Annotated in this window: 21 protein-coding genes and 1 riboswitch; of the genes, 12 read left to right on the top strand and 9 right to left on the bottom strand. The window is 60.8% G+C overall.

Features of this window, described 5'->3' with window-relative positions; translation table 11 throughout:
• Position 1: 1 nt before the first annotated feature.
• Positions 2-1,432, bottom strand: coding sequence for a quinohemoprotein amine dehydrogenase maturation protein (gene peaB, locus GHO25_RS01210; protein ID WP_153389636.1), 1,431 nt, complete (start codon positions 1,430-1,432; stop codon positions 2-4).
• A gap of 84 nt (positions 1,433-1,516) precedes the next feature.
• The gene (gene peaA, locus GHO25_RS01215; RefSeq protein WP_153389637.1) at positions 1,517-3,097 is read right to left on the bottom strand and encodes a quinohemoprotein amine dehydrogenase subunit alpha; all 1,581 of its coding nucleotides are present in this window, start codon (positions 3,095-3,097) and stop codon (positions 1,517-1,519) included.
• A 370-nt stretch (positions 3,098-3,467) separates the two neighbouring features.
• Here peaA and GHO25_RS01220 point away from each other — a divergent pair, with 370 nt between their 5' ends.
• The gene (locus GHO25_RS01220; protein ID WP_088500402.1) at positions 3,468-4,958 is read left to right on the top strand and encodes an aldehyde dehydrogenase; all 1,491 of its coding nucleotides are present in this window, start codon (positions 3,468-3,470) and stop codon (positions 4,956-4,958) included.
• A 102-nt stretch (positions 4,959-5,060) separates the two neighbouring features.
• On the opposite strand, the gene GHO25_RS01225 is transcribed toward GHO25_RS01220, so the two are convergent.
• Genes GHO25_RS01225 through GHO25_RS01240 form a run of 4 tightly spaced genes read right to left on the bottom strand, consistent with a single transcriptional unit; the run spans position 5,061 to position 10,648 of the window.
• Positions 5,061-6,362, bottom strand: coding sequence for an NAD(P)/FAD-dependent oxidoreductase (locus GHO25_RS01225; RefSeq protein ID WP_153389638.1), 1,302 nt, complete (start codon positions 6,360-6,362; stop codon positions 5,061-5,063).
• Entirely contained in the window at positions 6,359-7,036 is a 678-nt protein-coding gene (locus GHO25_RS01230; RefSeq protein ID WP_153389639.1) for a S8 family serine peptidase, read from the bottom strand. Before GHO25_RS01230 ends, GHO25_RS01225 begins: the two co-directional genes overlap by 4 nt.
• Positions 7,026-8,744 carry an ABC transporter ATP-binding protein gene (locus tag GHO25_RS01235; protein WP_153389640.1) on the bottom strand — a complete coding sequence of 573 codons (1,719 nt, stop codon included), beginning with the start codon at positions 8,742-8,744 and terminating at the stop codon, positions 7,026-7,028. Before GHO25_RS01235 ends, GHO25_RS01230 begins: the two co-directional genes overlap by 11 nt.
• Positions 8,744-10,648 carry a sigma-54-dependent Fis family transcriptional regulator gene (locus tag GHO25_RS01240; protein ID WP_153389641.1) on the bottom strand — a complete coding sequence of 635 codons (1,905 nt, stop codon included), beginning with the start codon at positions 10,646-10,648 and terminating at the stop codon, positions 8,744-8,746. Before GHO25_RS01240 ends, GHO25_RS01235 begins: the two co-directional genes overlap by 1 nt.
• 120 nt (positions 10,649-10,768) lie before the next feature.
• On the opposite strand from GHO25_RS01240, the gene GHO25_RS01245 reads away from it, so the two are divergent.
• From GHO25_RS01245 to GHO25_RS01270, 6 genes are all read left to right on the top strand, one after another.
• Positions 10,769-11,266: a PaaI family thioesterase gene (locus tag GHO25_RS01245; protein ID WP_153389642.1), complete on the top strand. Its 498-nt coding sequence runs from the start codon at positions 10,769-10,771 to the stop codon at positions 11,264-11,266.
• A gap of 177 nt (positions 11,267-11,443) precedes the next feature.
• Positions 11,444-11,647: riboswitch (cobalamin riboswitch) on the top strand.
• A 111-nt stretch (positions 11,648-11,758) separates the two neighbouring features.
• Positions 11,759-12,535, top strand: coding sequence for a class I SAM-dependent methyltransferase (locus GHO25_RS01250; RefSeq protein ID WP_153389643.1), 777 nt, complete (start codon positions 11,759-11,761; stop codon positions 12,533-12,535).
• A 33-nt stretch (positions 12,536-12,568) separates the two neighbouring features.
• On the top strand, positions 12,569-14,710 hold the full coding sequence (locus GHO25_RS01255) for a TonB-dependent receptor (RefSeq protein ID WP_153389644.1): 2,142 nt from the start codon (positions 12,569-12,571) through the stop codon (positions 14,708-14,710).
• A gap of 5 nt (positions 14,711-14,715) precedes the next feature.
• A complete protein-coding gene (locus tag GHO25_RS01260) occupies positions 14,716-15,615 on the top strand; it encodes an ABC transporter substrate-binding protein (RefSeq protein ID WP_178109935.1) in 900 nt (299 codons plus the stop codon).
• Positions 15,612-16,607, top strand: a complete 996-nt coding sequence (locus GHO25_RS01265) for an iron ABC transporter permease (protein WP_048387628.1) — start codon at positions 15,612-15,614, stop codon at positions 16,605-16,607. Before GHO25_RS01260 ends, GHO25_RS01265 begins: the two co-directional genes overlap by 4 nt.
• Positions 16,604-17,359 (top strand): ABC transporter ATP-binding protein, encoded by a 756-nt coding sequence (locus tag GHO25_RS01270; protein WP_153389645.1) that lies wholly within the window; start codon positions 16,604-16,606, stop codon positions 17,357-17,359. Before GHO25_RS01265 ends, GHO25_RS01270 begins: the two co-directional genes overlap by 4 nt.
• An 84-nt stretch (positions 17,360-17,443) precedes the next feature.
• On the opposite strand, the gene GHO25_RS01275 is transcribed toward GHO25_RS01270, so the two are convergent.
• Positions 17,444-18,340, bottom strand: a complete 897-nt coding sequence (locus tag GHO25_RS01275; RefSeq protein WP_178109936.1) for a LysR family transcriptional regulator — start codon at positions 18,338-18,340, stop codon at positions 17,444-17,446.
• Between the two features lie 175 nt (positions 18,341-18,515).
• Here GHO25_RS01275 and GHO25_RS01280 point away from each other — a divergent pair, with 175 nt between their 5' ends.
• The 5 genes from GHO25_RS01280 (at position 18,516) to GHO25_RS01300 (ending at position 23,754) form a co-directional block, all read left to right on the top strand.
• Complete coding sequence (locus GHO25_RS01280) at positions 18,516-19,289, top strand: SDR family NAD(P)-dependent oxidoreductase (protein ID WP_153389647.1); 774 nt, start codon at positions 18,516-18,518, stop codon at positions 19,287-19,289.
• A 36-nt stretch (positions 19,290-19,325) separates the two neighbouring features.
• Complete coding sequence (locus GHO25_RS01285) at positions 19,326-20,624, top strand: MFS transporter (RefSeq protein ID WP_153389648.1); 1,299 nt, start codon at positions 19,326-19,328, stop codon at positions 20,622-20,624.
• Between the two features lie 112 nt (positions 20,625-20,736).
• On the top strand, positions 20,737-21,900 hold the full coding sequence (locus tag GHO25_RS01290; RefSeq protein ID WP_153389649.1) for a DUF1624 domain-containing protein: 1,164 nt from the start codon (positions 20,737-20,739) through the stop codon (positions 21,898-21,900).
• Between the two features lie 76 nt (positions 21,901-21,976).
• Entirely contained in the window at positions 21,977-22,414 is a 438-nt protein-coding gene (locus GHO25_RS01295) for a pseudoazurin (RefSeq protein WP_123749246.1), read from the top strand.
• Positions 22,411-23,754: an OprD family porin gene (locus GHO25_RS01300; RefSeq protein ID WP_153389650.1), complete on the top strand. Its 1,344-nt coding sequence runs from the start codon at positions 22,411-22,413 to the stop codon at positions 23,752-23,754. The genes GHO25_RS01295 and GHO25_RS01300 overlap by 4 nt, the downstream gene beginning before the upstream one ends.
• 87 nt (positions 23,755-23,841) lie before the next feature.
• Here GHO25_RS01300 and GHO25_RS01305 read toward each other — a convergent pair whose 3' ends face one another.
• Together GHO25_RS01305 and GHO25_RS01310 are read right to left on the bottom strand one after the other, a co-directional pair.
• Positions 23,842-24,318 (bottom strand): copper chaperone PCu(A)C, encoded by a 477-nt coding sequence (locus GHO25_RS01305; protein WP_153389651.1) that lies wholly within the window; start codon positions 24,316-24,318, stop codon positions 23,842-23,844.
• A 29-nt stretch (positions 24,319-24,347) separates the two neighbouring features.
• Positions 24,348-24,953 (bottom strand): SCO family protein, encoded by a 606-nt coding sequence (locus tag GHO25_RS01310; protein ID WP_048372059.1) that lies wholly within the window; start codon positions 24,951-24,953, stop codon positions 24,348-24,350.
• Positions 24,954-24,962 lie beyond the last annotated feature (9 nt).

Consider the following 24,962-nt stretch of genomic DNA (forward strand, 5'->3'; position numbering starts at 1 on the left):
ATCAGTGAGCCTTGCGCGGAGTGATGTAACTGCTGATGAACGCAGGGTTTTGGGCCATGATCCGGGTGTACACCTCGATGCCGAAGTCGACCCAGTCACGCATCAGTTCGCAGTAGTGATAAGTCGGGTGCGTTGCATCGCCATAGCGGGCGTAACTCTCGTGGTAGCAGCCACCGGAACACAGATTACGGATCTGGCAGTCATCGCAGCCCGTGTTGGTGCGGTCCAGGCGTTGCGACAAAAAGTCGTTGAGCTCCACTTGTTTCACCGCGCTGTGCACGTTGCCAAACGTCGGCAAGGTCGAGCCGGTAAAGCGGTGGCACAGGTTGAGTTCGCCCTTGTAATCAACGGCCAGCATTTTCAGGCCTGCGCCACATGGCAGGGCTTTTTTGTGGCCTTCATGGATGTCGGTAATTAACTGGTGCAAGTTGGAAAAACCAATGTTGCGGTGCTCCAGTGCCGCCTCCAGATAACGGCGGCCCAGGCGCTTCATGCTGGCAAAGACTTCCACCAGTTCGTCATTGCTGAGGTTGAAGCTGCTGATGTCCCCGGAGGTCACCGGGGCAAAACCGACCTCAGCAAATCTCAGCTCGTTGAACAGGTGGTCCCAGATGGTTTCGACATCGGTGACGCCGGTGGTCAGGGTCACCCTGGCGCCGACCGGGCGGCTGTTGTAGCGCGACAAGAGCATTTCGGCCTTGCGCCGCACCACGTCATAGGTACCCTGCCCGCCCACGGTGATGCGGTTGCGGTCGTGCACGGTTTTTGGCCCGTCAATGCTCACTGACAACCCGAAACGGTGGGCGTTGAGGTAGTCCACCGTGTCTTCATTCAACAGCGTGGCGTTGGTGGTCATCACGAACTCCACCGACTTGCCCGCCTCGGCAAAGCGCTTCTCGCAGTAATCGACCATGTGTTCGATGAGCTTGCGGTTGCTCAAGGGTTCGCCGCCAAAGAACACGACGGTAAAGCGCTCTTCGTCCGGGGACTCGCGCAAGAGCATTTCAACCGACGCCACGGCGGTGTCGATGTCCATTTTCTTGCCCTCGGAGGGCTTGTCCAGGTCTTCCTTGTAGCAGTAGGTGCAGCTCAGGTTGCAGCCGGTGTTGACGTTGAGCACCACAGTGTTGATGGCCGTGCGCTCAACCCGTTTGGCGACTATGTCCGGGGTCAGTGGCGAACCGTCGCTGACCAGCTCCAGGGACATCAGCTCACGCAGGGTTTCGGTGATTTCTTCACCGTTAAAGCGTGAAGCCAAGCGCTGGATCAGGTCATCAGATGAGCAGCCTGGGCCGCGCAGCGTATCGATGATGGTGCCGGTCAGCTCATCGCTGGCAAACAGCGATGAGCTGGGTATGTGAAACAGCATGCGGTCAGCATCCACGTGCACTTCGTGCAGGTTGCGTTCCACCAGATTCAAGATTGCGCCCATGCCAAACCTCCAGTGCGAGCCCCGTCGGCGGGGCTTGCGGTCATTCCGAAAAGTGTTTGTCGCCAGTGCTTGCAAAGGCCTTGCTTAGGGAATGGGCGGATTGTTCCAGCGTTGCACGGTGACGATCATATGGCCCTCGCCGGTCAGCGCGTTGCCTGCGTCGTCGACCGCTGCAATCACTTTGAGGTTGCCGGCATTGTTGGTGGACATTTTGCGTGCCGGGTTCGGCCCGGCATCGCCCGGGGTGAAGATGCCGGTTTCAGCCTGCATGACACCCGCGAACTTGACGTCTTCGTCTTCCTTGGCCTGTTCGTTGAACGGCTCTACATGCCACTTTGCAGGCACTACACCGATGCGGTAGGGCTTGCCATCGGCCCCTTTTCCCCAGGCTTCGGCGTCAAAGCGGCCCTGAACCTTGGGCGTCGAACCGCCGCCACCGCCAATTCGTGCTACCGAGAACTCGGGCACCACCTTGACCTCGGCGATCTGGTTGTACACCGCCAGGGCTGGCCCCTTGAGCGCGCCCACGCTGACCTCACGCAGGCCCGGCTGCGCATCGGCGGCAGCCTTGACCTTCAGCTTGATACGCGACGGGCTCTGCTCCAGCACTTCTAGCACCTCGACGCCCTGCCCCAGGCTCGGGGTGCCGCTGAGGCCGCTGCCGACCAGGGTGATTTCGCTTTCACTGCCGGCTTTTACGTAGCTCGGTTGCACCGCAAGCACACGGTTGCTGCCCTCTTTGGCGGCGATCAAGTCCAGCCCGCGTTCGTCGTGATCGGCTTCAAACATGCGCCCTTGCAGGGTGTTGTCCTTGGCGGCGAACACTTGATGCATGTTCACCCCGTCGATCTTGACGTTGCCGCGCCATTCGTAGCCGCTGTAGAGCAAGGCGTTGCCTTCGCCGTTGAACGGCGCACCATCGGCGTATTGGCCGGTGATCTTGACCTTGAAGGTATCCTCGCCATCTGGCGCAACAGCCATCACCCCGGCCACTTCCCCTTTGCCCGGCAAGTGCCCGCTAAAGCTCCAGTTGCCTGCCAGGGTTTGGCTTTTAGGCGCAGCTTTCAGCCATTGCTGCCAGGCCGGGTTGTCCAGCGGATAACGCTCGGCCAGCATCGGCACCATTTGGGTTCGGGCCAGATCAAACCAGTCACGGTCGCGGGACAAGGCCTGGTATTCCAGCGACGGCCATTGCCCGAGGTGGAAGTTCACCAGCCGCTCCCATTCCTGAGCCGGACGCCGTTGCAAGGCAATCCGCGCGCCGGAGTGGCAACGGGCGCACATTTGCGTGGTTTGCTCGTCGAAATGCTCGACCGTGTTCAAGCGTCGCTCAAGGGCATAGCGCACGCCGTCCGTTTCGCTCGGCGCCAGGCCTTGAGTGTCAGCCAGGTATTTGACCAAGGTGCGGCGATCCTCATCGCTGATCTGCAAGCCGTGCATGGTCTGCATCCGGGCAATGCTCATCAGCCAGCCTTCCGGGGTTTTGCGCTGGTGGCTGATACGGCTCAGGCCGTTGTTGGCTTCGGGGATATGACAGCCCATACAGTTTTGCTGGAGGATGCTCTGGGCATCGCGGGCAGCCTGGCTGTCCGGTGCATGCAAGCCTGCGCAAACGGCCAGGGCCAGCAGGCTGGCGTTCAAGCCTGATCGGAGTTTTATCTTCATCAACGTCGGACCTCGCACGGTGCTTTCTTATTGTTGTGGCTTATCGTTTTGAAACGTCTGGACGGAGTAATACACGGAGCGTGCCAGCTTACGAAAAGCCCGGTAAATCAGCGAGATGGGCGGCGATACGAGTTTTGCCCCCCGTGTTTACAGGCATTGCGGCGTTTTATATCGAGACAGCTGTTGCACTCTGAGACGCGGCCCGAGGGCGCCCTTGTTGCGAAAACCGTCTCAAGCCTGTCGCAGATTGCGACAACTGGCCATGTCGGGCAGACACCCTTTGGCCTGGAAACCCTGTAAATACGGGGTAACAGCAAACTGGCACAACCGTTGCGAATGCCCTCGGACACTAACAAGACGAGGACTCATCATGTCGCTTGCTGCTCTGCTTCCTGCCACTACGGCTTTTATTCAACGCGCCCCGCGCATGCTGGTTGGCGGCGCCTGGGTCGAGGCCGCAGACGGCCAGACCATGCCCTTGCACAACCCGGCCACCGGCGAAGTGCTTTGCGTCGTACCCAAGGCCACGCCTGAGGACGTTGACCGCGCCGTTCTGGCTGCCCGCCACGCGTTCGATGACTCTGCATGGACCCGTACACGGCCACGGGAACGGCAAAACCTGCTGTGGAAACTGGCCGACCTGATGGAGCGCGATGCGCAGTTACTGGCGCAACTGGAATGCCTGAACAACGGTAAAAGTGCTGCCGTGGCCCAGGTCATGGACGTGCAGTTGTCCATCGACTTCCTGCGTTATATGGCCGGTTGGGCGACCAAGATCGAGGGTTCCAGCGTCGAGGTGTCATTGCCGCTGATGCCCAACGATCAGTTCCACAGCTTTATTCGCCGTGAAGCGGTGGGCGTGGTCGGCGCTATCGTGGCCTGGAACTTCCCGCTGCTGCTGGCCTGCTGGAAGCTCGGCCCGGCGTTGGCAACCGGCTGCACCGTGGTGCTGAAGCCTGCCGATGAAACCCCGTTGAGCGCACTCAAACTGGCCGAACTGGTGCAAGAAGCCGGTTACCCCGAAGGCGTGTTTAACGTGGTGACCGGCACCGGGATCACCGCAGGCTCGGCACTGACCCACAACCCGCTGGTGGACAAACTGACCTTCACTGGCTCCACCGCCGTGGGCAAGCAGATCGGCAAGATCGCCATGGACTCCATGACCCGCGTGACCCTGGAACTGGGCGGCAAGTCCCCGACCATCGTCATGGCCGACGCCGACCTGAAAAGCGCCGCTGCCGGAGCGGCCAGTGCCATCTTCTTCAACCAGGGCCAGGTCTGCTGCGCCGGTTCGCGGCTGTATGTGCAGCGCAAGCATTTCGACAATGTGGTAGCTGATATTGCCGACATTGCCAACGCCATGAAGCTGGGCAATGGTCTGGATTCCAGCGTGGACATGGGCCCGCTGATTTCCGCCCGCCAGCAGGAACGTGTCGCGCATTACATCGAGATGGGCCGTGAAAGCGGCGCCACCATTGCCTGTGGCGGCGAGCAATACGGGCCCGGCTTTTTTGTTAAACCGACTGTGATTGTCGACGTTGATCAACAACATTCACTGGTGCAGGAAGAAATCTTCGGCCCGGTGCTGGTGGCGATCCCGTTTGACGACGAGGCAGACGCACTGCGCATGGCCAATGACAGCCCCTACGGGTTGGGTGCGAGCATCTGGTCAAACGACCTGGGCGCGGTGCACCGGATGATCCCGCGCATCAAGTCCGGTTCAGTGTGGGTCAACTGCCACAGCGCCCTCGACCCGGCGCTGCCGTTTGGCGGCTACAAAATGTCCGGCGTGGGCCGTGAAATGGGTTATGCGGCGATTGAGCATTACACCGAGCTGAAATCGGTGTTGATCAAGCTGTAAATCATGTAGTCGCTGACGAGGTACGAGGCTGCGATGCGGGCCGCAGGACCGCCGCTTTGGGGTCGCTGCGCAACCCATCGCAGCCTCATGCTTCGGCAGCGACTACAGGATGGGTTGGTAGCCCTGGCTTACTAACCAGCTTTTGAGCGCGCGCGCTTGCTCCTGGGTCAGGCACGCCAACACGTTTTGTGCAGGCTCAGCCTGCAAACGCCGCAGCACAGGCGCGACTTCTACCCCTTGCACATGCCAGATCCCCAGCGGCTGGTCCGGGCTGATCACCACCTCGGCTTCATCCACGAAACCATCGCGCAACACTGGCGCCCGCTCTATTCGCAGCGCGGCAAAATCTGCCTCGGCATGGGCTATCTGGCTGTCCGGCCAATCGCTTCGCGCTGCCCAGAACGGTTGTTGCGCCCAGCGCTGTTCTTCGGCGTAGAAATCCCGGCCAATGCGCGCAAAGCGCATAAACAGCTGTTCGACCCGCTGCTGGTGAAAGCGCTGGGCCAGGGCCACTCGTTCAGGTTTACGCAGGAGCGTGTTGATCACCGCCGGTGCCTGCAACGCCGATGACAAGGACTGGAAAATCCCGTTGCCCGACAGCGGGTCAACCGCCATCGCTGCATCCCCGACCCGAATCCAGTTTTCGCCGCACACCTGCGGGCTCAAGATTGCCGTGCTGCTACGGGCATGCAGTTGCACGTCGTGTTGCCCCGAATCGGCAAAAAATGCTCGGGCCAGCGGCGAGGCCATTCGCTGCTGCTGGCAGTACTCCAGCAATTGCGCCTTGCCCGGCAGTTCGGCACTGGCCACGTCCACGGTCCATTGCCAATAACACTGGCCGTCCGCCCGGCGTGCCATCCACGCCCAGCCCTGCGCCAGGCTTTCAACGGCACTGGCGGTGTGGCCCGGCGTCGCTTGCCAGCGATTGAGCAAACTCACCGTCTCCGGGCCGCGCAGGCCTTTGCCTACGGCAGGCGCCTGACGCCCTCGGGCTTCCACCAGAAAATCTGCCTGCAGCGGCTCGCGCCCTTCGAGGCTGATGCTGTGGCCGGTGGTTGATGACGCCACTGCCAACACGCGGGCCTCGACCACGTCTACCCCGGCCAGACGCAGGTCTTCACGCAGCCCGCGATCAAAACACGGTCGATCCAGCAACCACTCGATGTTTTGTGCGTGCTGCTGGCCGTTCCACGCCACTTGCCGCTGTGAAGGCAATACCGCGTCGGCCACTGCCCGCTGCAAACCCGCTGCACGCAAAGCCTCCAGCACCCGCTGGGAAATGCCTTCCAGCGCGGCAAACCGGCGCCACTCGCTGACCAGCGTCACCGGGTAGCCCAATCGCCGCAAACCCATGGCCACCGCCGCACCCGCAGGGCCTGCGCCCAACACCACAATCGCAGTCATGAGCCCACCCGCCGCTCAGGCCCGAGATAGTGGGCATTGGTTTTCAGCCACTCCAGCAATTGCGGGTTAGTTGCCTGCGGCTGTGCAAGCAGTTGGCTGGCAAGATGACCGCTCAAGGCCGCGCAACCGAGGCTCGCCCCCGATTGCCCGGCGATGTTTGAACGTACGCAGGCAGCAAATTCCGCCTGTGCGGTATTCAGCCACGACCATTGGTCTTGCGTGCAACGGGCGTCGCCGGTCACTCGCAGCACCTGCGGGTAATTGGCCGGGTACACGCCCTCGCCCTGCGCCGGGCTTGAGGCACACAGCAACACCCCGCGCGCCACCGCCAATTCACACGCCTCGCGCAACAGGCTGCGATCCTGACGCAAGCCAAGGCTCAGGTTGATCAGCCGCACGTTTTGCGTCAGCAGCCAGTCAATCGCCGCCGCAATCTGCAAGGTGCTGGTGACCCCGCGCTGATCAAACACTTGCGCTACGCAAAACACGGCCGCCGGTGCCCGCCGGGCGATGGCCTGAATGACCGCAGTGCCGTGCCCCAAGGGATCGTCCTGCAGCTCGCTGCGCAGCAGTTGCCCATCGAGCAGGGCAAACCTGCGCCCTGCCACCACCTGCGGCTGTTGCGCGGGGGCATGGCCGCTGTCGACCACGCCAATTATGAGTTCAGGCTTCATGCAGCACCTTGTTTGCTGTCAGTTGGCCGGCCTGCAAATGCAAACACAGGTCGGCGTTGGCAAGGGTTGAAGGCCGGTGGCTGATCAGAATTCGTGTACGCCGCGCAAACAGGCGGTCGATGGCCTCAATGACTTCGCGTTCAGTGGCCTCATCGACGGCCGAGGTGGCTTCGTCCAGCACCAGAATCAACGGGTCTTGCAACAACGCCCGGGCAATCGCGATCCGTTGCTTTTGCCCGCCCGACAACTGCTGACCACGCTCGCCCAACGGGCTGTCGAGGCCTTCGGGCAGGTCGGCAATCAAGCTGTCGAGTTGTGCCAGCCTGGCAACTGCGACCACCGCTTCACGGCTGGCCCCCGGCACCGCGTAAGCCAGGTTATCGGCCAGACTGCCGCGAAACAGCACGATGTCCTGGCTGACCACTGCAATCCGGCGGCGCAGCGCCAGCAAGTCCAGTTCGCGCAGGTCAACACCGCCCAACAACACCCGACCGGACTGTGGGTCGTGGTGGCGTTGCAGCAGGTCAACCAGGGTCGACTTGCCAACCCCGGAGCCGCCACTGAGGGCGACTTTGCTCCCGTAGGGAATATGCGCATTAATGCCGTTCAGGGTGCTGGGCCGGCCCGGATGGCTAAAGTGCACGGCCTCGAAGCGCAAGTCGCCCTCGTCTGGAAGCGGTTTGGGGTTCGAAGGGCTCAGCACGGCAGGCTGCTCGCCGCGCAATTCCATGACCCGGCCGAGGCTGACGGTCATCCGTTGAATCGCCACGTACAGCCCGAGCAAGCTTTGCACCGGCCCGATGGCCATGCCCAGATACGTTGAAAAGGCGATCAGCGCACCGAGTTGCCAGGTGCCCTGCACGACCCAATAGCCGCCAATCAAAAACACGCAGGCCCGTGACAACGAGGTCAAGGTTCCCGGCACCGCCTGGGTGAAAAACTCGGTGACTTGCAGGCGCAGCAACTGGCTCATATAGCCTTGGCCCAGGGTTTCCAGGCGCTTGGCTTCACGCTGCTGCTGACCGGCCGACTGAATAAACTTCATCACCGGCAGCGTCTCGACCATAAACGATGAGACGTCAGCCGAGCGCTCGCGCAATTGCCGGACATCACGCTCCACTTTGCGCCGCATCCAGCGCAGCCAGAGCACATCGAGCGGGATCAGGATCAAGGCCAGCAGCGACAGCTTCCACGACAAGGCCAGCAACATGCCCAAGGCCACCAGCAAACCAATGATGCTGGACACGGCCGAGAACAGTGAATCCACGGCAAATCGCTGGATTTCGGCGACATCGCCGTCGATCCGCGACATCAGGTCACCAATACGTCGCTGGCCGTAGAACCCCGGCGACAGGGTTTGCAAGTGCTGGTACAGGTCATCACGCAGGGCAAACAGAATCCGCCCGGACAGCCGGGTGTGCAGGTAGCGATTCACCCCGGAGAGCGCCGTGCCCAACAGCCCGGCAACGATCATCAGCCCGGCCACCGTCGCCAGCACCGGGAAATTACGCGCCAGCAAGCCGTCATCAATCAGTTGTTTGGTCAGCCACGGCTGCACCAGCACCAGTAACGAGGCACACACCGACAAGCCCAGCAGCCCGGCAATCGCCAAGCGGTGCGGGCGAACAAAACCGTACAGCCAGTGCAGCGCCTGATGCAACGCTTGCGGATTGGGGCTGTCGATCAGCCCGACGATCAGGCGCCGCATCACACGCGCAACTGTTTGAGTTTGCGGTACAGGGTGGCCCGGCTGATGCCCAGCGCTTCAGCAGCCGCAGACACATTGCCCTGGTGGTTATCCAGGGATTGGCGAATCAGCTCCAGTTCGTTTTCGCGAATACTGCCCGCCGGTGGGCGCTCGCTGGCGCTCAGGTCATCGAGCAGGCTGTCGGGCAGATGCTCAAGGGTCAGCTCGGACTCGTCAGGCTCGCGCATGGCCAGCAGCGTGCGCAGGACCATTTCCAGTTGGCGGATGTTGCCCGGCCAGTGGTAACCGTCGAGCAAGGCTTGCAAGTCGGGGTGCAAGCTCACGTGCGGGGCCTGCAATTTGCCCAGCAAGCGGGCAATCAAGGCGCCGAAATCCTCGCGCTCGCGCAGGGCCGGGAGCATCACGCTGATGCCATTGACCCGGTAGAACAGGTCTTCGCGAAAGTGGTGTTCGTGCACCAGTTGTTTGAGGTCACGGTGGGTGGCGCAGATCAGCGCGACGTCGATGTCTTGTTCTTCGCCGGCGCCCAAAGGAGCGACCTTGCGGTCTTGCAGCACCCGTAACAGGCGCGCTTGCAGGGCCAGCGGCATGTCGCCGATTTCATCCAGAAACAGGGTGCCGCCGTGGGCCTGTTGCAGGCGGCCGATCATGCCGCCACGGCGCGAGCCGGTGAAGGCCCCTTCGCGATAGCCAAACAGTTCGGACTCAATCAGGCCTTCAGGGATTGCCGCGCAATTAACCGCAACAAACGGCTTGGCGCTGCGGCTGCCGGCCATGTGCAAGGCACGGGCGACCACCTCTTTGCCGGTGCCGGTTTCTCCCAGCAGCAATACCGGCAGCTCATTGGCCAGGCCCTGGCGCGCCATACGCAAGGCACGGGCGTAACGAGCGTTGTTACCGGCCAGCGCCTCCAGATCAGGCGCGGGCGGTGTGGTTTTCGGCGCCGTGCGTGGCGCCGTCAGCACATTCGGCGAACGTTGTGGCGCACGCAGGGTTTTGTAGAAGAATTCGCCCTGGGCGGTTTGCAGGCTGCCCAGGGCGCCTTGTTGCAGACGAGCCAGCAGTTGCAGGCCATCGAGCCCGAGGAACGCTTCGCAACGTTGCCCTACCAGCACCGAGCGTTCAGTGCGCAACAATTGGCAGGCCTGGCCACTGGCCGCGAGGATCTGCCCGCTCAGGCTGACCGCCAACAAGCCTTGCCACGGGGATTCCAGGTACTGGCGACGGCTGTGGAAGGCCAGCACGATGTGCTCAGAATAACTGGTATTGAACACCCGGCTTTCAATCTGGCTGACAGCCATGCCCAGTAACGCGGTGCTGTCGTGCACGCGACCGAGCGGCCCTTCGCGGGTCAGGTCGAGCACGCCGAGGATGTCGCCTTGCGGGCAATGAATGGGCACTGAGGTGCAGGAAAAACGGCTCAGCCGATCCAGATAGTGCTCGCCACAATCGATCAACATGGGTCGGCCTTCGACCAGCGTGGTGCCCAGCGCGTTGGTGCCGCGTGCGGCTTCGCTCCAGCAGGCGCCGAGGGTAATGTCCGGCACCCCGCTGCCTTTGAGGCGGTCGGCGCGGCCCTCCACGGCCAGAATAGTGGCGTCGGCGTTGGCCAGAATGATCAAGCCGTCTTTGCCCTGACGCTGGTTCAAGTAATCAATGGCCGGCATGGCCGCGTCGATCAGTAGCTGGTTGTTGGCTAATAACAGGTCAAGGCTCGCAGTGGTTTGCAGGCTCAGTTCATGCTGGCCACTCACGGGCACACCGTGGTTGAGGCTGCGGCGCCATGAGGCGTCGATTTCGGCACGCAACACGCCACTGGGCACCAAACCTTCGAGGTGCAGTTTTTCCCGGGCCAGGCGAACTTCGCGAAGGGGCTTGGGCTGAAGTGTTTTTGTAAGAGTCATCAGGCGCTCCACAGCAGTGAGCTTTGCGATTTTTATTTTAGATCTGCGCACTGTTACCAATCTTTACGTTAACGTAAGGGGAATGGCAAGATTTGAAATCCAGTAAAGGACGATCACGGTATGCACCACATCTCCCCTTCCTTGCAAGACACCGCTGCGCCTGAAGGCATCTGCTATGGCTGTGGCAGCAATAATCCCCATGGCCTGCACATCAAGAGCTACTGGCATGAAGACGGTGTTCACGTTGTAGCGGAGCATTTGCCGGATGCGCGTTATTGCGGCTGGCCTGACCTGGTGTACGGCGGGTTGATTGCAATGCTGGTGGATTGCCACTCGAACTGGACGGTGATGGCGTATCACTACCGCGCGGAAGATCGCCAGCCAGAGAGCTTGCCAAGGATCAATTGCGTGACCGGCAACCTGGGCATCAAGTTCATCAAACCCACCCCAATGGGCGTCCCGCTGACCCTGCGGGCCTGGGTTGAGGGGGATGTCGGACGCAAGAGCCGGGTGATCTGCGAGGTGTATGCCGGGGAGGTGCTGACGGTGGTCGGGGATTCGGTGTTTGTGCGGGTCGATGCCGGGAAACTGGCGGATAAGGCTCACGATCGTAGTTAATATTTAATCTTAGATTTATCTCCTATCTCTCTGATAAATATAAAACTCTGTAGGAGCGAGCTTGCCTCGCGATCTTTTGATGTTTTAAAAGATCGCGAGGCAAGCTCGCTCCTACAGGCTGTGTATTCATGAATAATTATTCATGTTCATGGTTGACGCATCGGGTGACCAATGGTCAGATGCGCGCCTGTTTCAGGTGTCCTTGGCCATCGCGCCCAGGGTGAAACGGGAAGCCGGTACGCCTTTTCAGGTCAATCCGGCGCTGCCCCCGCAACGGTATGCGAGCGAAACATTCAAGTAGCCACTGTGCTTTGGCATGGGAAGGCGAATGTTTCATGACCCTCGTGAGCCCGGAGACCGGCCTGATCCAACATATGGCACTCCGCGGTGGGCGGATGCAGGCCTTGGCGCGCGCAAAGTCCCTCCCTGCCCGTCATTTTTCTGCGTGAGTTCCCCTGAGTGCCCGTTTTGGTTCAACCCGACGGCGCCTCCATGAACCCTGCAACCCGACTGCCCGCTGCTACCCCTTTTGTCTGGCCCGACCGTGAGGCTGCGTTTTATGCCGAGCATCTGGCCGCCTCCAATTATGTGGAGCGCGTGGGCGGACGCTTGCTCGAGCTGCTCGGCCCGCAACAGCAATTGCTCGATATTGGCGCCGGCTCGGGGATTCTCGGTCGCCATTTGCTGATGCCTTGTGGGCAGTGGACGGTGGTTGAGCCCAACGCTTTCATGCGTAGCAGCATTGAGCATCTGGCCGCCCAGGCCCCCAGTGTTGAACTGAGCCTGCACAACGGCCTTTGGCAGGACTTGCCAAATTTGCCGCTCACCCCGACCACAACCGTGTTGTGCGCGAATATCCCGGTGGCAGACGGCCAGGCCCTTGCGTTTGTTCAGCAGGTTCGGCCGCTGGCCACACGCACCTTGGTCTGGAACCTGCCCGCGCAGGAAGGCCCGCGCACGTATTGCCTGTCCGGCTTCTTGCCGCCGCAACTGCACCGCAGTGACATGACTCCCGGCTACCAACTGACGCTGGCTGAGTTGCCGGATCGCTGGCAACCCGACCAGATCCACTTCACCGACTGGGCCTTCAGCACGCTGTTTGCCTCACCGGATGCGGCCTTGATGCACTTTATGGAAAAACTCGGCGCCCTGGATGGCGCGGCGCAAGGGCTGCTTGAACGCCACCTGCAAGACAACCTGCAAAAAGTGCCAGGGGGTTGGCTTGCCAGTGCCCCGAAACGGGCGGCCAGCTTGATCTGGCACGCGTAAATAACTCCTATAAAAATGCCTTCGGACCTCTCCATGCTCAACCTGTGCAACGCCCCCCTGCGCCATTCGTTCAGCGCAGCCGTGCCGCTTTGGCTCGGTGTCAGCCTTGCGGCCTTTGCCGCAGAAAACCCGTCGGTCCTGCACATGGACTCGACCCTGGTCAGCGCACCGCGCGCCGGTGAGTCGCTCAAGGATGTCACCAGCACCGTGCAGGTGATCGACAGTGATCAGATCGAGCGCTCCTCGGCTCGCAACCTCACCGATTTGCTGGCCGAGAACGCCGTGGGCTTTTTCAGTGAATGGACGCCGGGCCAGACCTCGATCAACATCCGTGGCGGCAACACCGATGGCCAAGGCCGCGATTACCGCAGCCAGGTCACGGTACTGGTCAACGGCCGCCGCGCAGGTACGGCGAATATTTCCAAGCTGTCCCCGGCGCAAGTGGCGCGCATTGAAGTGATTCGCGGCCCGGCCTCGGTCATTTATGGGAGCCAGGCGATTGGCGGGGTGATCAATATCATCACCCGCAATGGCCGCAACACCCAAGGCGGTGGCGCAACGTTGCAGGGTGGGTCCTGGGGGCTGGCTCAGGGCAGCGTGTACCAAAGCGGCAGTTCGGGCCCGCTGGATTACTACCTGGGCCTGGATAACGGTCGGCGCAATGACTACCACAGCGCCGACGGCACCCAGAAAAACACCTCATGGAAACGTCGTGGCGGCCTGTTGGCGCTGGGGTACGAGCTGTCAGAAGACCAGCGTCTCGACCTGACCGTGCGTTCAGACGGCATCTATGACGCGGGCTTTCGCGGTTCGCAGTGGAACTATGGCAACTACGACAATCGCTACAACCAGTCGGTAGAGCTCGACTGGGTCGCCAAACCCGCCGAGTGGCTGAACTGGTCTTCGCAGGCTTATGCCTTCCGTGACATTGACGATCTGCACTGGGGTTCGCCGGTGCTGGGCAATGGCAGCCCGGGGTTCAGCAAGGACCACATCGAGCGTCGTCTTGAGGCTTACGGTATCAAGCTGACGCCGCAGTTTTTACTGACGCCAAGCACTGATCTGTTGGTGGGCCTGGACCTGGAAAAGAGCAAGCTGCGCAACGATCGCTTCCGTATTGCCGTCAACGGTTCTACCAGCAGTCAGGTGGCGCCCTACGACATCAACTCCGATGACCTGAGCGCGGCGCTGTACGCCGAAATCGTGCAGCGGATGATGGACGACCGCCTGACCCTGCGCGCGGGTGCGCGCTACAGCTATGGCCAGTCGAGCACGGTCAAGACCGACTACATGCCGCTGCTGGACGAGAAAACCCGAGACTTCGACAAAGTCACCTACAGCCTAGGCGCCGCCTACGAGGCCATGCCGGGGGTCAAGCTGCGGGCAGGCGTTTCGACCGGGTTCCGTGCGCCGCTGGCAGGCGAGCTGGCAGCAGACTTCACCACCATCAGCGGCACGCAGACGCTGGGCAACGCCAACCTCAAGCCCGAAACCAGTCTGCAATTCGAAACCGGCGTGACCCTGACCAATGCCAACCAGTTCTTTGACCTGGCGTTGTTCCAGAACCGCATTCAGGACCGCATCACCACGCAGCCGCTGACCAAGAGCATCAGCCAGTACGTCAATGGCGACGGCGACGCGGTGATCCGTGGCCTTGAAGCGCAATGGCAATATGATCTGGCCAGCGCCCTGGCCCTCGGTGACGAACGCATCCTGCGGCTCAACACCAATGCGGTGTGGAACTTCGACATGGACGACAAAGGCGCAGCTTCCACCTTGACCGGCCCGTACCGCGACAAGATCCAGCGCATGTATCAATACCAGGCCAGCCTGGCGCTGACCTATGGCCGCGAACGTGACTGGGATGTCGGGGTCAATGGCATTTTGCGCGGCCCGGTGTACTACCGCACCGAAGAAAAACTGCTCAACCCGGACACCAACTACGTGTACCGCAAGGCACCGTTCTGGGTCTTTAACCTGCGTGGCAATTACCACCTGAGCGAGCAATTGAGCCTGTTTGGCGGGGTCAATAACCTGTTCGATATCGAGCGCAGCACGCTGTTTATCGCCACCGGCAACGATTCGCCCTTGGCCGATCCTCGGGCCTCCAACGGCGGTTTGGGCAACAGTAATCCGGGGCGTGAGCTGTACCTCGGCGCGCATTACCGGTTCTAAGCCGTATGCGCTGGCTTGTGCTGTTGTGTGTGCTGGTGAGCCTTGCGTCCAGGGCCGATGACGGCTTCCCGCGGACTGTGGTCGATGCCCTGGGCCGCGAGGTAACACTGACGCACCCGCCCAAACGGATCGTCGCCATCTTCGCCAGTAACGTCGAGATGCTGGCGGCGATCGGCGCCGGGGATGCCATTGTCGGCGTCGAGGCGTTTACCCGTTACCCCGCCGACATTGCCGAACGGGCCAAGGTTGGCGGGCGTCTGGGGTTTTCCGTGGAGGCCATCGCCCGCCTGCAAGCTGATCTGGTGGTCATGACCCCGGCCCGGCAGGCGGCAACCCTGGTGGAGCCGCTGCAACGCATCGGCATACCGGCGCTGGTGCTCAACCACCGCGATCTGGAGGCCGTGCTGGCCAATATCCGCCTGCTGGGCCAGGCCACCGGCCATGAATTGGGCGCCGAGCAACTGATTGAACGCATGCAGGTGCGACTGGATGCCGTACAAGCGCGCTTGGCCGGGCAGCCTGCGGTACCGGTGTACCTGGAGACCGGAAGCAATGATCGCGGCCACTACCTGACCTTGCGCGGGCACAATTACACCAGTGATATTTTGCGCCTGGCAGGCGGCACTAACCCGTTTGTTGACAGCCGCCTGAGCCAGGTGGGCGGCGAATCAGTGTTTCAGGCAAATCCAACGCGCATTATCGTCGCGGGCAGCCCGCAACAGGCCGCCAGCCTGGCTGTGCGTCCGGGATGGCAAAGCATTCCTGCCGTCGCAGCCGGCCGTATCGACAGCATCCCCAGGGCCTTGTTGCTGATACCCGGCCCGCGTGTGGTCGAAGGCGTCGAGCAGTTAGCCGCGCTGCTGCACCCTGAACTGTTCCCGCCCCTTGCCGAGACCCCGCCATGAGCGCCGCCAACAGACGCTATCGCCTGCTGTGCCTGACCCCCTTGCCAGCGATCTTTATTGGCCTGTGGCTTGGCGCCGAACTGGCGCACTGGAGTGACTGGTGGGCGCTGTGGCGAGGCGATGAAACCCCGTTCGCGCAACTGCTGATGACCTGGCGCCTGCCCAGGGTACTGGCGGCCTTTTGCGTGGGAGCTTGCCTGGGCTTGGCCGGGGTGATCTTTCAGGGGGTGTTCCGTAATCCGCTGGCCGAGCCGTACTTGCTGGGCAGCGCGCCCGGTGCGGCGGTCGGTGCAGCCATCGCGTTACTGGTGCCCTTGCCCTTGGCGATGTCGTTGAGTTTGCCGCTGCTGGCCTTCGCCGGTGCCTGGGGCGCGACGTTATTGGTGCTGCTGATAACCCGCCTGACCCGCATCAACGACACCAGCGGCTTGCTGCTGGCCGGGATTGCCGTGGCGGCGCTGCTCGGGGCTTTGCGCAGCCTGCTGTTACTCGCCTTGTCCGATGAAACGGTGAATTTGCAGGTGGTATTGAGCTGGACACTGGGCGGGATTCACACCCCGGACTTTCCCGCACTGGGTTTGCTGGCCTTGCTGACCGGGCTGGCCTTGATCTGCGCACAGCGCCTGGCCCATGGCCTGGACCTGCTGGGCCTGGGCGATCATGTGGCCTACAGCATGGGCTTGCGCCCGCAGCGTTTTATCAATGTGTCGCTGTTATTGGCCGCAGCCATTACCGCATTGGCGGTGTCCTGGGGCGGGCTGGTGGGTTTTGTCGGGCTGGTGGCTCCCCATGCGGTGCGCTGGCTGATTGGCCCCACCCACAAACGCCTGATAGTCGCCAGCGCGCTCACTAGCGGCGCCTTGCTGGCGTTGCTCGACGGCTTGGCGCGCAGTGTCTTGCCGCCTGCCGAAATCCCCTTGGGGTTGTTGACTGCCTTGTTGGGTGCACCGTTTTTTCTGCTGCTGTTAACCCGTGCGAGGCCCGCAGCATGAAGGTGAACCCGGTTTTACAGGCACACGGCTTGAGCGTGCACCACGCTGGCAAAGCCGTGCTGCACGATTTTGATCTAGATCTGATGCCGGGCGAACTGCTGGTCCTGGTGGGGCCCAATGGTTCGGGCAAAAGCAGCGCCTTGCGGGCGCTGGCCGGCGTGCAGGCGCTGAGTGCCGGGCACGTGCAGTTGCAGCAGCGGGCGTTTCAGCACTGGCCCGCGCCACAGCGTGCGCAAACGTTGGCGTATCTGCCGCAAGACTTTCGCAGCCAATGGGATTTACAGGTCCAGGAACTGCTTGAGTTGGGTGCCCGGCGCAATGCCGCCCGCGTCGGGCAGCCGGTGTCGGCGCAATTGATTGAGTCGCTGGATATCGGCCACTTGCTGCAACGGCGACTGTCGCAGTTGTCGGGCGGCGAGCGTGCCAGGGCGGGCATAGGTTGGGCGCTGGCGGCGGATTCGCCGATTTTGCTCGCCGATGAGCCGACCGCGGCGCTGGACATAACCCATCAGCTCAACCTGCTGAGCTACCTGCGCAGCCGCTTGGCGCATTGCGCGCAATTGCTGGTGCTGCACGATCTGGGACTGGCCATGCGCTTTGCCGACCGTATTGCGGTATTGGCTGACGGGCGTTTACTGGGGCACGGCAGCCCGCAGGTGGTGCGAGAAGCAGGCTGGTTGGAGCAGGCCTTCAGCCTGGAATTCGCCTGGCATGACAGCGCCCACGGGTTGTACCCGATTCCGCTGGGGTGAGCCTTCCTGTGCAGCAACCCACTCTGTAGGAGCGAGCTTGCTCGCGATCTTTTGATCTTTAAAAGATCGCGAGCAAGCTCGCTCCTACAGTTGAGGGTTATCGGTTTCTAGCATGTCGCTGATCAGATTGAACACGGTCTGTTTGACGGCGCTGTTCAGGTCCACCCAGGCCAGGCCGGTGCTGGCTTTGTAGCTGCCCAATTCCAGGGACCGGGAGACCACGTTGGCGGGCAATGCGCGGCCTGCGTTGGCCGGGAGCAAACCTATGCCCAGCCCGGCTGAAACCAGCGCCAGCATGGTGGTGAATTCGCCCAGCTCGGAACCGATCTGCAGTTGCACACCCTGATTGCGCAGGGCTTGCATCAGTTCGTCGTAGAACCCCGGTGCATAGCGCCTGGAGAGAATAAACACCGGGACGTTGGCCAACGCTATCGCCGGAATGCTGGCACAAGCTGCCAGCGGATGATCACTCGGCAACGCGACCACGAAGGCCTCTTGCAGCACCACACGGGTATGGATGCCAGCAATCACCGCCGGTAAACGCATCAGCCCGAAATCAAGCTGGCCATTGTGTAAGGCGCTGGCCTGATCCGGGCCGGGCATGTCCTTGAGTTCCAGTTCGATACGTGGAAAACGCGCATGCAAGGTGCGGATCAGAGTCGGCAAGAGCTCCGGCAGTACCGATGAGACAAAACCAAAGCGCACCCGGCCAATCTCCCCTCGCCCGCTGGCTTTAGCCACATCGCTGGCGTGGGCGGCTTGCTGCAGGGTGGCTCGCGCTTCGGGCAAGAAGATCGCGCCCACCTCGGTGAGCATCACCGAATGCCGATTGCGTTCGAACAGGCGCACGCCCAGCTCTTCTTCAAGCACCTTGATCTGCATGCTCAAGGCCGGTTGAACGATGGACAAACGGTGTGCGGCCCGCCCGAAATGCAGCTCTTCGGCCAGGGTGACAAAGGATCGCAGGTGCTTGATTTCCACTCTCAAACTCCAAACAGAAGGCGCGCTGACACGTGGTTATCAGCGTTTTTGATCACGAGATCATCAATGACGATTGGACGCACTGCAAGGCCTGGGGTGAACTGGCTAAAACAAGATCATCTCTGTCACCCACAAAGCCTGCATCGACAGAGATAACACACAGGTGGAATACAGCATGTCATTCAATTTCAGCAGCTTTCGACTGGATGGCCGTCGCGCCTTGATCACCGGCTCTGGCAAAGGCATTGGCCTTGAGCTGGCACGCGGTCTGGGGGCTGCGGGCGCTACGGTGGTCATCAATGATCGCAATATCGAAAAAGCCCGCGCTGTTTCCAGCCAGTTACGCGATGAGGGGCTCAAGGCCGAGTTCGCGGTGTTTGATGTGACCCAACGCGAACAACTGCTCGAAGCCATCAACGCCTTTGAAGCCGAGACCGGGGCCATTGATATTTTGGTCAACAATGCGGGCATTCAGCGCCGTGCACCACTGGAAACCTACGACGCCAACGATTGGCACGATCTGATGCGGGTCAATCTGGACGGTGTGTTCTATGTCTCGCAAGCGGTTGCGAGGCACATGATTGGCCGTGGGCGCGGCAAGATCATCAATATTTGCTCGGTACAAAGCGAGCTGGCACGCCCGACCATTGCGCCTTATGCAGCCTCCAAGGGCGCAGTGAAAATGCTCACCAAGGGCATGTGCGCCGAATGGGCACGCCACGGCATTCAGGCCAATGGCCTGGCGCCGGGGTACTTTGCCACCGAGATGAACCGCGCACTGGTGGACAACCAGGAGTTCTCAGAATGGCTGTGCAAACGCACACCGGCCGGGCGCTGGGGCCGTGTCGAAGAACTGTGCGGCGCTGCCGTGTTCCTGGCCTCCCCGGCTTCGGATTTCGTTAACGGTCAAACGCTGTTTGTCGATGGAGGCCTGACCAGCGTCGTTTAAACCTGCATCTAAAAAAACAATAACAGGGGGAACCCCATGAGCACTCTCAAAGAACCCGCACTGCCGCTGACAGGTAGCCGTGAGCAAACGGTCAAGGCCAAAGGTTTTGCGCCCAAACGCTGGCTGTACCTGATCCCGATCATTTTCATCACTTACAGCCTCGCCTATCTGGACCGGGCCAACTACGGCTTTGCCAGTGCTGCCGGGATCGAGCATGACCTGGGCATTACCAAAGGCATGTCCTCGCTGATCGGCGCGCTGTTTTTTCTCGGGTACTTTTTCTTCCAGGTGCCGGGGGCGATTTACGCGCAGAAATACAGCGTGCGCAAACTGGTGTTCTGGAGCCTGATTCTGTGGGGCTTTTGCGCCATGGCCACCGGGCTGGTGACCAACATCCCGATGCTGATGTTCATTCGGGTGTCGCTGGGCATCGTCGAAGCAGCCGTGATGCCCGCCATGCTGATTTTTATCAGCAACTGGTTCACCCGCAAGGAACGCTCACGGGCCAATACTTTTCTGGTACTGGGCAACCCGGTGACGGTGCTGTGGATGTCGGTGGTGTCGGGCTACCTGATTCAGGCCTGGGGCTGGCGCGAAATGTTTGTCATTGAAGGCGCTCCGGCCGTGCTGTGGGCCTTCGTCTGGTGGCGCATGGCGCGTGACAAGCCCGAGCAGGTCAACTGGCTGACGCAACAGGAAAAAGCCCAACTGGCCGCCACCCTGGCCGACGAACAAAAAGGCATGCAGCAAGTACGCAATTACCGCCAGGCCTTCACCAGCCCGGTGGTGATTCAGTTGTGCTGTGTTCACGCGCTGTGGAGCATCGGCGTGTACGGTTTCATCATGTGGCTGCCAAGCATCATCAAACAGGCAGCCGCAGCTGACATCGTCACCGTCGGCTGGTTGAGCGCAGTGCCCTACGTGGCCGCTGTGGCCGCCATGTTGGCGGTGTCCTGGGCCTCGGACAAATCCCAGCAACGCAAACACTTCGTCTGGCCGTTGCTGGCACTCGGTGCGCTGGCGTTCCTCGGTTCTTATCTGCTGGGCTCTGAGCATTTCTGGCTGTCGTACGTGCTGTTGACGTTGGCCGGTGCCGCGCTCTATGCACCTTACGGGCCGTTTTTTGCGCTAATCCCGGAGATCCTTCCGGCCAACGTCTTCGGCGGTGCCATTGGCCTGATCAATGCGTGCGGGGCCTTGGGCGCCTTTGTTGGCTCATGGATCGTCGGCTACCTGATTGGCCTGACCGGCAACCCCGGTGCGGCTTACATCTTCATGTTCGCCGGGGTGCTGTCCTCAGCGATCTTGATGGCGTGGGTCAAAGTGCGTCGCTGATCGCCAGCACGCGCAGCATTAATTGCGAATTGTTCTCACACGAGTGACAGGCAGGGATCGAATGTTATAAGGTAACGCAACTTACAACATTCACCTGCCTGTGATCTCTTCAATGCCAAACGCAATTCAAGCCCCGCCTTCAGGCCAACGCCTGCTCTCCATCGACGCCCTTCGGGGGTTGGTGATCATCTTCATGCTGCTGGACCACGTGCGCGAGACGTTTTTTTTGCATCGCCAGGTGGCCGACCCGATGAACATTGATGTCACGGACCCTGCCTTGTTTTTTAGCCGGACCCTGGCCCACTTGTGCGCCCCGGTGTTTGTCTTGCTAACCGGGTTGTCGGCGTTTCTGTACGGTGAAAAATACCAGGGCACCCGCGACGTCTCGGCTTTTCTATTCAAGCGCGGGCTGTTTCTGGTAGTGCTGGAATTCACCCTGGTGAACTTCGCCTGGACTTTTCAGTTCCCGCCAAGCGTGATTTACATGCAGGTCATTTGGGCCATCGGCGTGAGCATGATTGCCCTGGCCGCGCTGGTCTGGTTGCCTCGCCCGCTGCTTTTTGTGCTCGCCGTGGTGATCATTGCCGGGCATAACCTGCTGGACAACGTGCACTTTGCCGCAGGTTCTGCGATGCATGTGCCCTGGGCGATTTTGCATGATCGCGGCTGGATCGAGTTTTCGGACAACCTGCGTTTGCGCACATCGTATCCGGTACTGCCGTGGATCGGGGTCATCGCGCTGGGCTACTGCCTGGGGCCATGGTTCGCACGCTCTGCCTCAGCAGCCTTGCGTCAGCGTTTTCTGCTGCTCGCGGGCACTGGCGCCCTGCTCGGCTTTGTCGCTCTGCGTTTGCTCAATGGTTATGGCGAGGCGCAATGGGTGGGCTACAGCAACGTAACGCAAACCCTGATGAGCTTTTTCAACATCACTAAATACCCGCCTTCGCTGCTGTTTCTCACCTTGACTCTGGGTGTCGGCCTGCTGCTGTTGCTCGGCTTTGAACGCGCCGGCCAGCAACGCTGGATCCGCACCCTGGCGGTGTTTGGCGCCGCGCCGATGTTCTTCTACCTGCTGCACCTGTACGTGCTCAAAGTGCTGTACCTGATCTGCGTCGGCCTGTTTGGTTTAAATCAGGGCGATTACTTCGGTTTCGACGGCATCGGCGCCGTGTGGCTGACGGCTATTTTGCTGGCCGCAGCGTTGTATCTGCCGGTGCGCTGGTTTGCCGGGCTCAAGACCCGTCGCCGAGATGTTTCATGGCTGAAATACTTCTAATGCGGACGGCGCGGCGTGTTGCTCTAACATGCCGCGCATCCCGCGTTTGGGACCCAGACTCTATGGATAACCAGATATGCGTATTTCATCCCTGACCGTGCTGTTGACCACCTCCCTGCTTGCTTCAACGGCCCTGGCCGAGACCCATGAAGTCAAAATGCTCACTCGCAGCCCGACCGCCGGCATGGTCTACGACCCGGATTACCTGCAGATTGCGCCCGGTGATACGGTCAAGTTCGTGGCGGCGCAAACCGGCCATAACGCAGCGACCTTGCCGGCCATTTGGCCAGAAGGCGTTCCGACTTTTGTGGGCAAGATTGATCAGGAAATCGAACAGACCTTCACGGAGCCAGGCCTCTATGGCATTCAGTGCACGCCGCATCTGGCCATGGGCATGGTGATGCTGATTCAAGTGGGCGAACCACCGGCCGAGGCGCCAGTTTTACCTGCGTCACTGCCCAAGCGCGCGCTCGACCGCATGAATGCCGCCCTCGCCCGACAGGCCGCGCCATGACCGTCCTGCGCACCCGCTCAGCCATTTTGCTGGCCCTCGCCAGCCCAGCAAGCATGGCCGATTCGGCCCAGTCCCAGGCCAATGGCTTTATTGAAGACAGCACTTGGGCGGTGCTTAATCGCAGTGTCTACGACCGCCGCGATTACCAGCATGGCAGCAGCAACAGCAGCGCACGTAATGCCTACAAAACCAGGTCTGAACGTAACGATTACGCCGAGGAATGGGCGTACGGCCTGATGGGCACGCTGCAGTCAGGTTTCACCCAGGGGCTGATCGGCGTCGGCATCGATGCTCACGCCTACCTCGGGGTCAAACTGGACAGTGGCGGTGGTCGTGCGGGCAAGGCCCGGTTGCTGGGGCTGGATAACGAGGGCTACCCCAAGGACGACTACGCCCGGGGCGGCGCCGCGATCAAACTGCGCATGTCCAACACAGTGGTCTCGTACGGCGAGCAGCGGGTCAAGACCCCGGTATTCAGCTCATCCGACAGCCGCCTGCTACCCGAGACCGCCACCGGGCTGTTTGTCACCAGCAACGAGTTAAATGCCCTGAAAATGGTCGGCGGGCACTTCACCGGCAGTACCGATCGCAACGCCAGCAGCCATAACCAGGAGTTTGTGGTGAACTACTCCAACGGCCGCAAAGGCGACGCGTTCGACCTTGCGGGCGTGGTCTATACCCCCAGCAAACAGCTAAGCACCAGCCTTTATACGTCTCGCTATGAAAACACCTGGAACCAGCAGTACCTGGGCGCCCTGTTCAACCAGCCGCTTGATGAAAAGCGCTCGCTGGCATTCAACTTCAACCTCTATCGCACCACCGATGAAGGCAAGGCGCTGTCGGGCACCATCAACAACACCACCTGGAGCTTGATGAGCACCTATGCCCAAGGCCCGCACAGTTTCAGCCTCGGATACCAGAAGGTGCATGGCGACACGCCGTTCGACTACGTGACCCGTGGCGCGATATTTATCAGCAATGCCGTGCAATTATCTGACTTCAATGCGCCGAACGAACAATCGTGGCAAGCCCGCTACGATCTGGACATGTCGCCCTGGAACCTGCCGGGTTTGATGTTCAGTGCCGCCTATGTGCGCGGTAGCCAGATCAACGGCACGCAGGTTGATCCCAAAGGCGGCTATGCCTATTTGGGGTATGGCAAAGGTGGCAAACACTGGGAACGTGATCTGGAAGCGCGCTATGTGGTGCAAAGTGGCGCGGCCAAAGGCACCACCCTGTCGCTGCGCTATAACGTGCATCGCGGCAATGCGGGGCAGGCAGAGCTGGACGCTGACCAGTTGCGGGTAGCGGTGGAATACCCGCTGACGGGGAGGTTTTAAGCAGAATCTGTAGGAGCGAGCTTGCCTCGCGATCTGTTGATTTAAAAGATCGCGAGGCAAGCTCGCTCCTACGGTCTGGTGGGGGGATTAGTGCGCGGTACCGTGATCGTGCATGTCCATTTCCATGTGCATCGTGTTCAGCGCACGTGCCTGGGCTTTGACTTCGATCGACTCTTTGGTGCCTTTTGCATCTTCGACAATCAGGGTCAGCGGTACGTGATCACCGTCTTTGATCTGGCCTGTCAGGTCCATCAGCATCACGTGATAACCCTCGGGTTCGATGTTGACGGTCTTGCCGGCTGGCAATGCCACGAAAGGAACGGCCTGCATGCTCATGACGTCGTTTTTCATGGTCGACTCATGAATCTCAACGGTCTTGGCCACCGGGGATTTGACCTCAACCAGCTTGCTGTCGCTGCTCGCGGTGATGTGCATAAAGGCACCGGACGAAGGCTGGCCAGGAACAGTCGCGCGCACCCAGGCGTCATCGACAACGGTCTGCGCAGAAACGTTAAGGCTCAAGCCGAGCAACGACAGCAACATCAAGCGATTTACAGTTTTCATAAGACGGGCTCTTTCAAGGGAAGCGGAGATCAGCAGACCGACATCACCGTCAGCAGGTCTTCGGTGCACTGCTTGGCCGTCAGTGAAGGCGACAAGCCCAAACGCAGTACGCCACGCGTATCAAACACAAAGCTGGTGGCCGTGTGCGACAGGGTGTACGACGATCCGGTCGGGATCTTTTCGTAGAACACCTTGAACTCTTTGGCCGTGGCAGCGGTTTCTTCGAGGGTGCCAGACAGCGCAATAAAGCTTGGGTCGAACGCTTTGACATAGGCATCGAGCATTGCCGGCTTATCGCGCTCCGGGTCCAGGGTGATGAACACCACCTGCAAACGATCGCCGTCCGGGCCCATCATTTTCTTGATTTGCGCAGCGCGGGCCAATGCGGTCGGGCACACGGCCGGGCATTGGGTAAAACCGAAGAAAATCATCGGCATCATTCCGCGAAAGCTGCCGAGCATCATCTCGTTACCTTCAGCGTCGCGAAGCTTGAACTTGCGCCCCAGAATCTCGTTGCTGAGGTCTTTGCCGTATTTGTACGACAAACCGCTGCCGGGGTCACAACCGGCCAGCAAGCCGAGACTGAGCAAGCCAAGACCGGCAACGACATGGCGGCGAGTCAGTAATGCATTCATGTCAGGTTC

This window comes from Pseudomonas sp. FSL R10-1350, assembly GCF_009600525.1.
Lineage (GTDB): Bacteria > Pseudomonadota > Gammaproteobacteria > Pseudomonadales > Pseudomonadaceae > Aquipseudomonas > Aquipseudomonas helleri.

Excerpts from the sequence above, each read along its gene's own strand:
- GHO25_RS01225 (WP_153389638.1), bottom strand. The coding sequence starts at position 6,362 with ATGACTGCGATTGTGGTGTTGGGCGCAGGCCCTGCGGGTGCGGCGGTG.
- GHO25_RS01260 (WP_178109935.1), top strand. The coding sequence starts at position 14,716 with ATGCGCTGGCTTGTGCTGTTGTGTGTGCTGGTGAGCCTTGCGTCCAGG.
- GHO25_RS01255 (WP_153389644.1), top strand. The coding sequence starts at position 12,569 with ATGCTCAACCTGTGCAACGCCCCCCTGCGCCATTCGTTCAGCGCAGCC.
- GHO25_RS01285 (WP_153389648.1), top strand. The coding sequence starts at position 19,326 with ATGAGCACTCTCAAAGAACCCGCACTGCCGCTGACAGGTAGCCGTGAG.
- GHO25_RS01265 (WP_048387628.1), top strand. The coding sequence starts at position 15,612 with ATGAGCGCCGCCAACAGACGCTATCGCCTGCTGTGCCTGACCCCCTTG.
- GHO25_RS01290 (WP_153389649.1), top strand. The coding sequence starts at position 20,737 with ATGCCAAACGCAATTCAAGCCCCGCCTTCAGGCCAACGCCTGCTCTCC.
- GHO25_RS01250 (WP_153389643.1), top strand. The coding sequence starts at position 11,759 with ATGAACCCTGCAACCCGACTGCCCGCTGCTACCCCTTTTGTCTGGCCC.
- GHO25_RS01230 (WP_153389639.1), bottom strand. The coding sequence starts at position 7,036 with ATGAAGCCTGAACTCATAATTGGCGTGGTCGACAGCGGCCATGCCCCC.
- GHO25_RS01220 (WP_088500402.1), top strand. The coding sequence starts at position 3,468 with ATGTCGCTTGCTGCTCTGCTTCCTGCCACTACGGCTTTTATTCAACGC.
- GHO25_RS01240 (WP_153389641.1), bottom strand. The coding sequence starts at position 10,648 with ATGACTCTTACAAAAACACTTCAGCCCAAGCCCCTTCGCGAAGTTCGC.
- peaB (WP_153389636.1), bottom strand. The coding sequence starts at position 1,432 with ATGGGCGCAATCTTGAATCTGGTGGAACGCAACCTGCACGAAGTGCAC.
- GHO25_RS01310 (WP_048372059.1), bottom strand. The coding sequence starts at position 24,953 with ATGAATGCATTACTGACTCGCCGCCATGTCGTTGCCGGTCTTGGCTTG.
- peaA (WP_153389637.1), bottom strand. The coding sequence starts at position 3,097 with ATGAAGATAAAACTCCGATCAGGCTTGAACGCCAGCCTGCTGGCCCTG.
- GHO25_RS01235 (WP_153389640.1), bottom strand. The coding sequence starts at position 8,744 with ATGCGGCGCCTGATCGTCGGGCTGATCGACAGCCCCAATCCGCAAGCG.
- GHO25_RS01300 (WP_153389650.1), top strand. The coding sequence starts at position 22,411 with ATGACCGTCCTGCGCACCCGCTCAGCCATTTTGCTGGCCCTCGCCAGC.
- GHO25_RS01280 (WP_153389647.1), top strand. The coding sequence starts at position 18,516 with ATGTCATTCAATTTCAGCAGCTTTCGACTGGATGGCCGTCGCGCCTTG.
- GHO25_RS01245 (WP_153389642.1), top strand. The coding sequence starts at position 10,769 with ATGCACCACATCTCCCCTTCCTTGCAAGACACCGCTGCGCCTGAAGGC.
- GHO25_RS01295 (WP_123749246.1), top strand. The coding sequence starts at position 21,977 with ATGCGTATTTCATCCCTGACCGTGCTGTTGACCACCTCCCTGCTTGCT.
- GHO25_RS01270 (WP_153389645.1), top strand. The coding sequence starts at position 16,604 with ATGAAGGTGAACCCGGTTTTACAGGCACACGGCTTGAGCGTGCACCAC.
- GHO25_RS01305 (WP_153389651.1), bottom strand. The coding sequence starts at position 24,318 with ATGAAAACTGTAAATCGCTTGATGTTGCTGTCGTTGCTCGGCTTGAGC.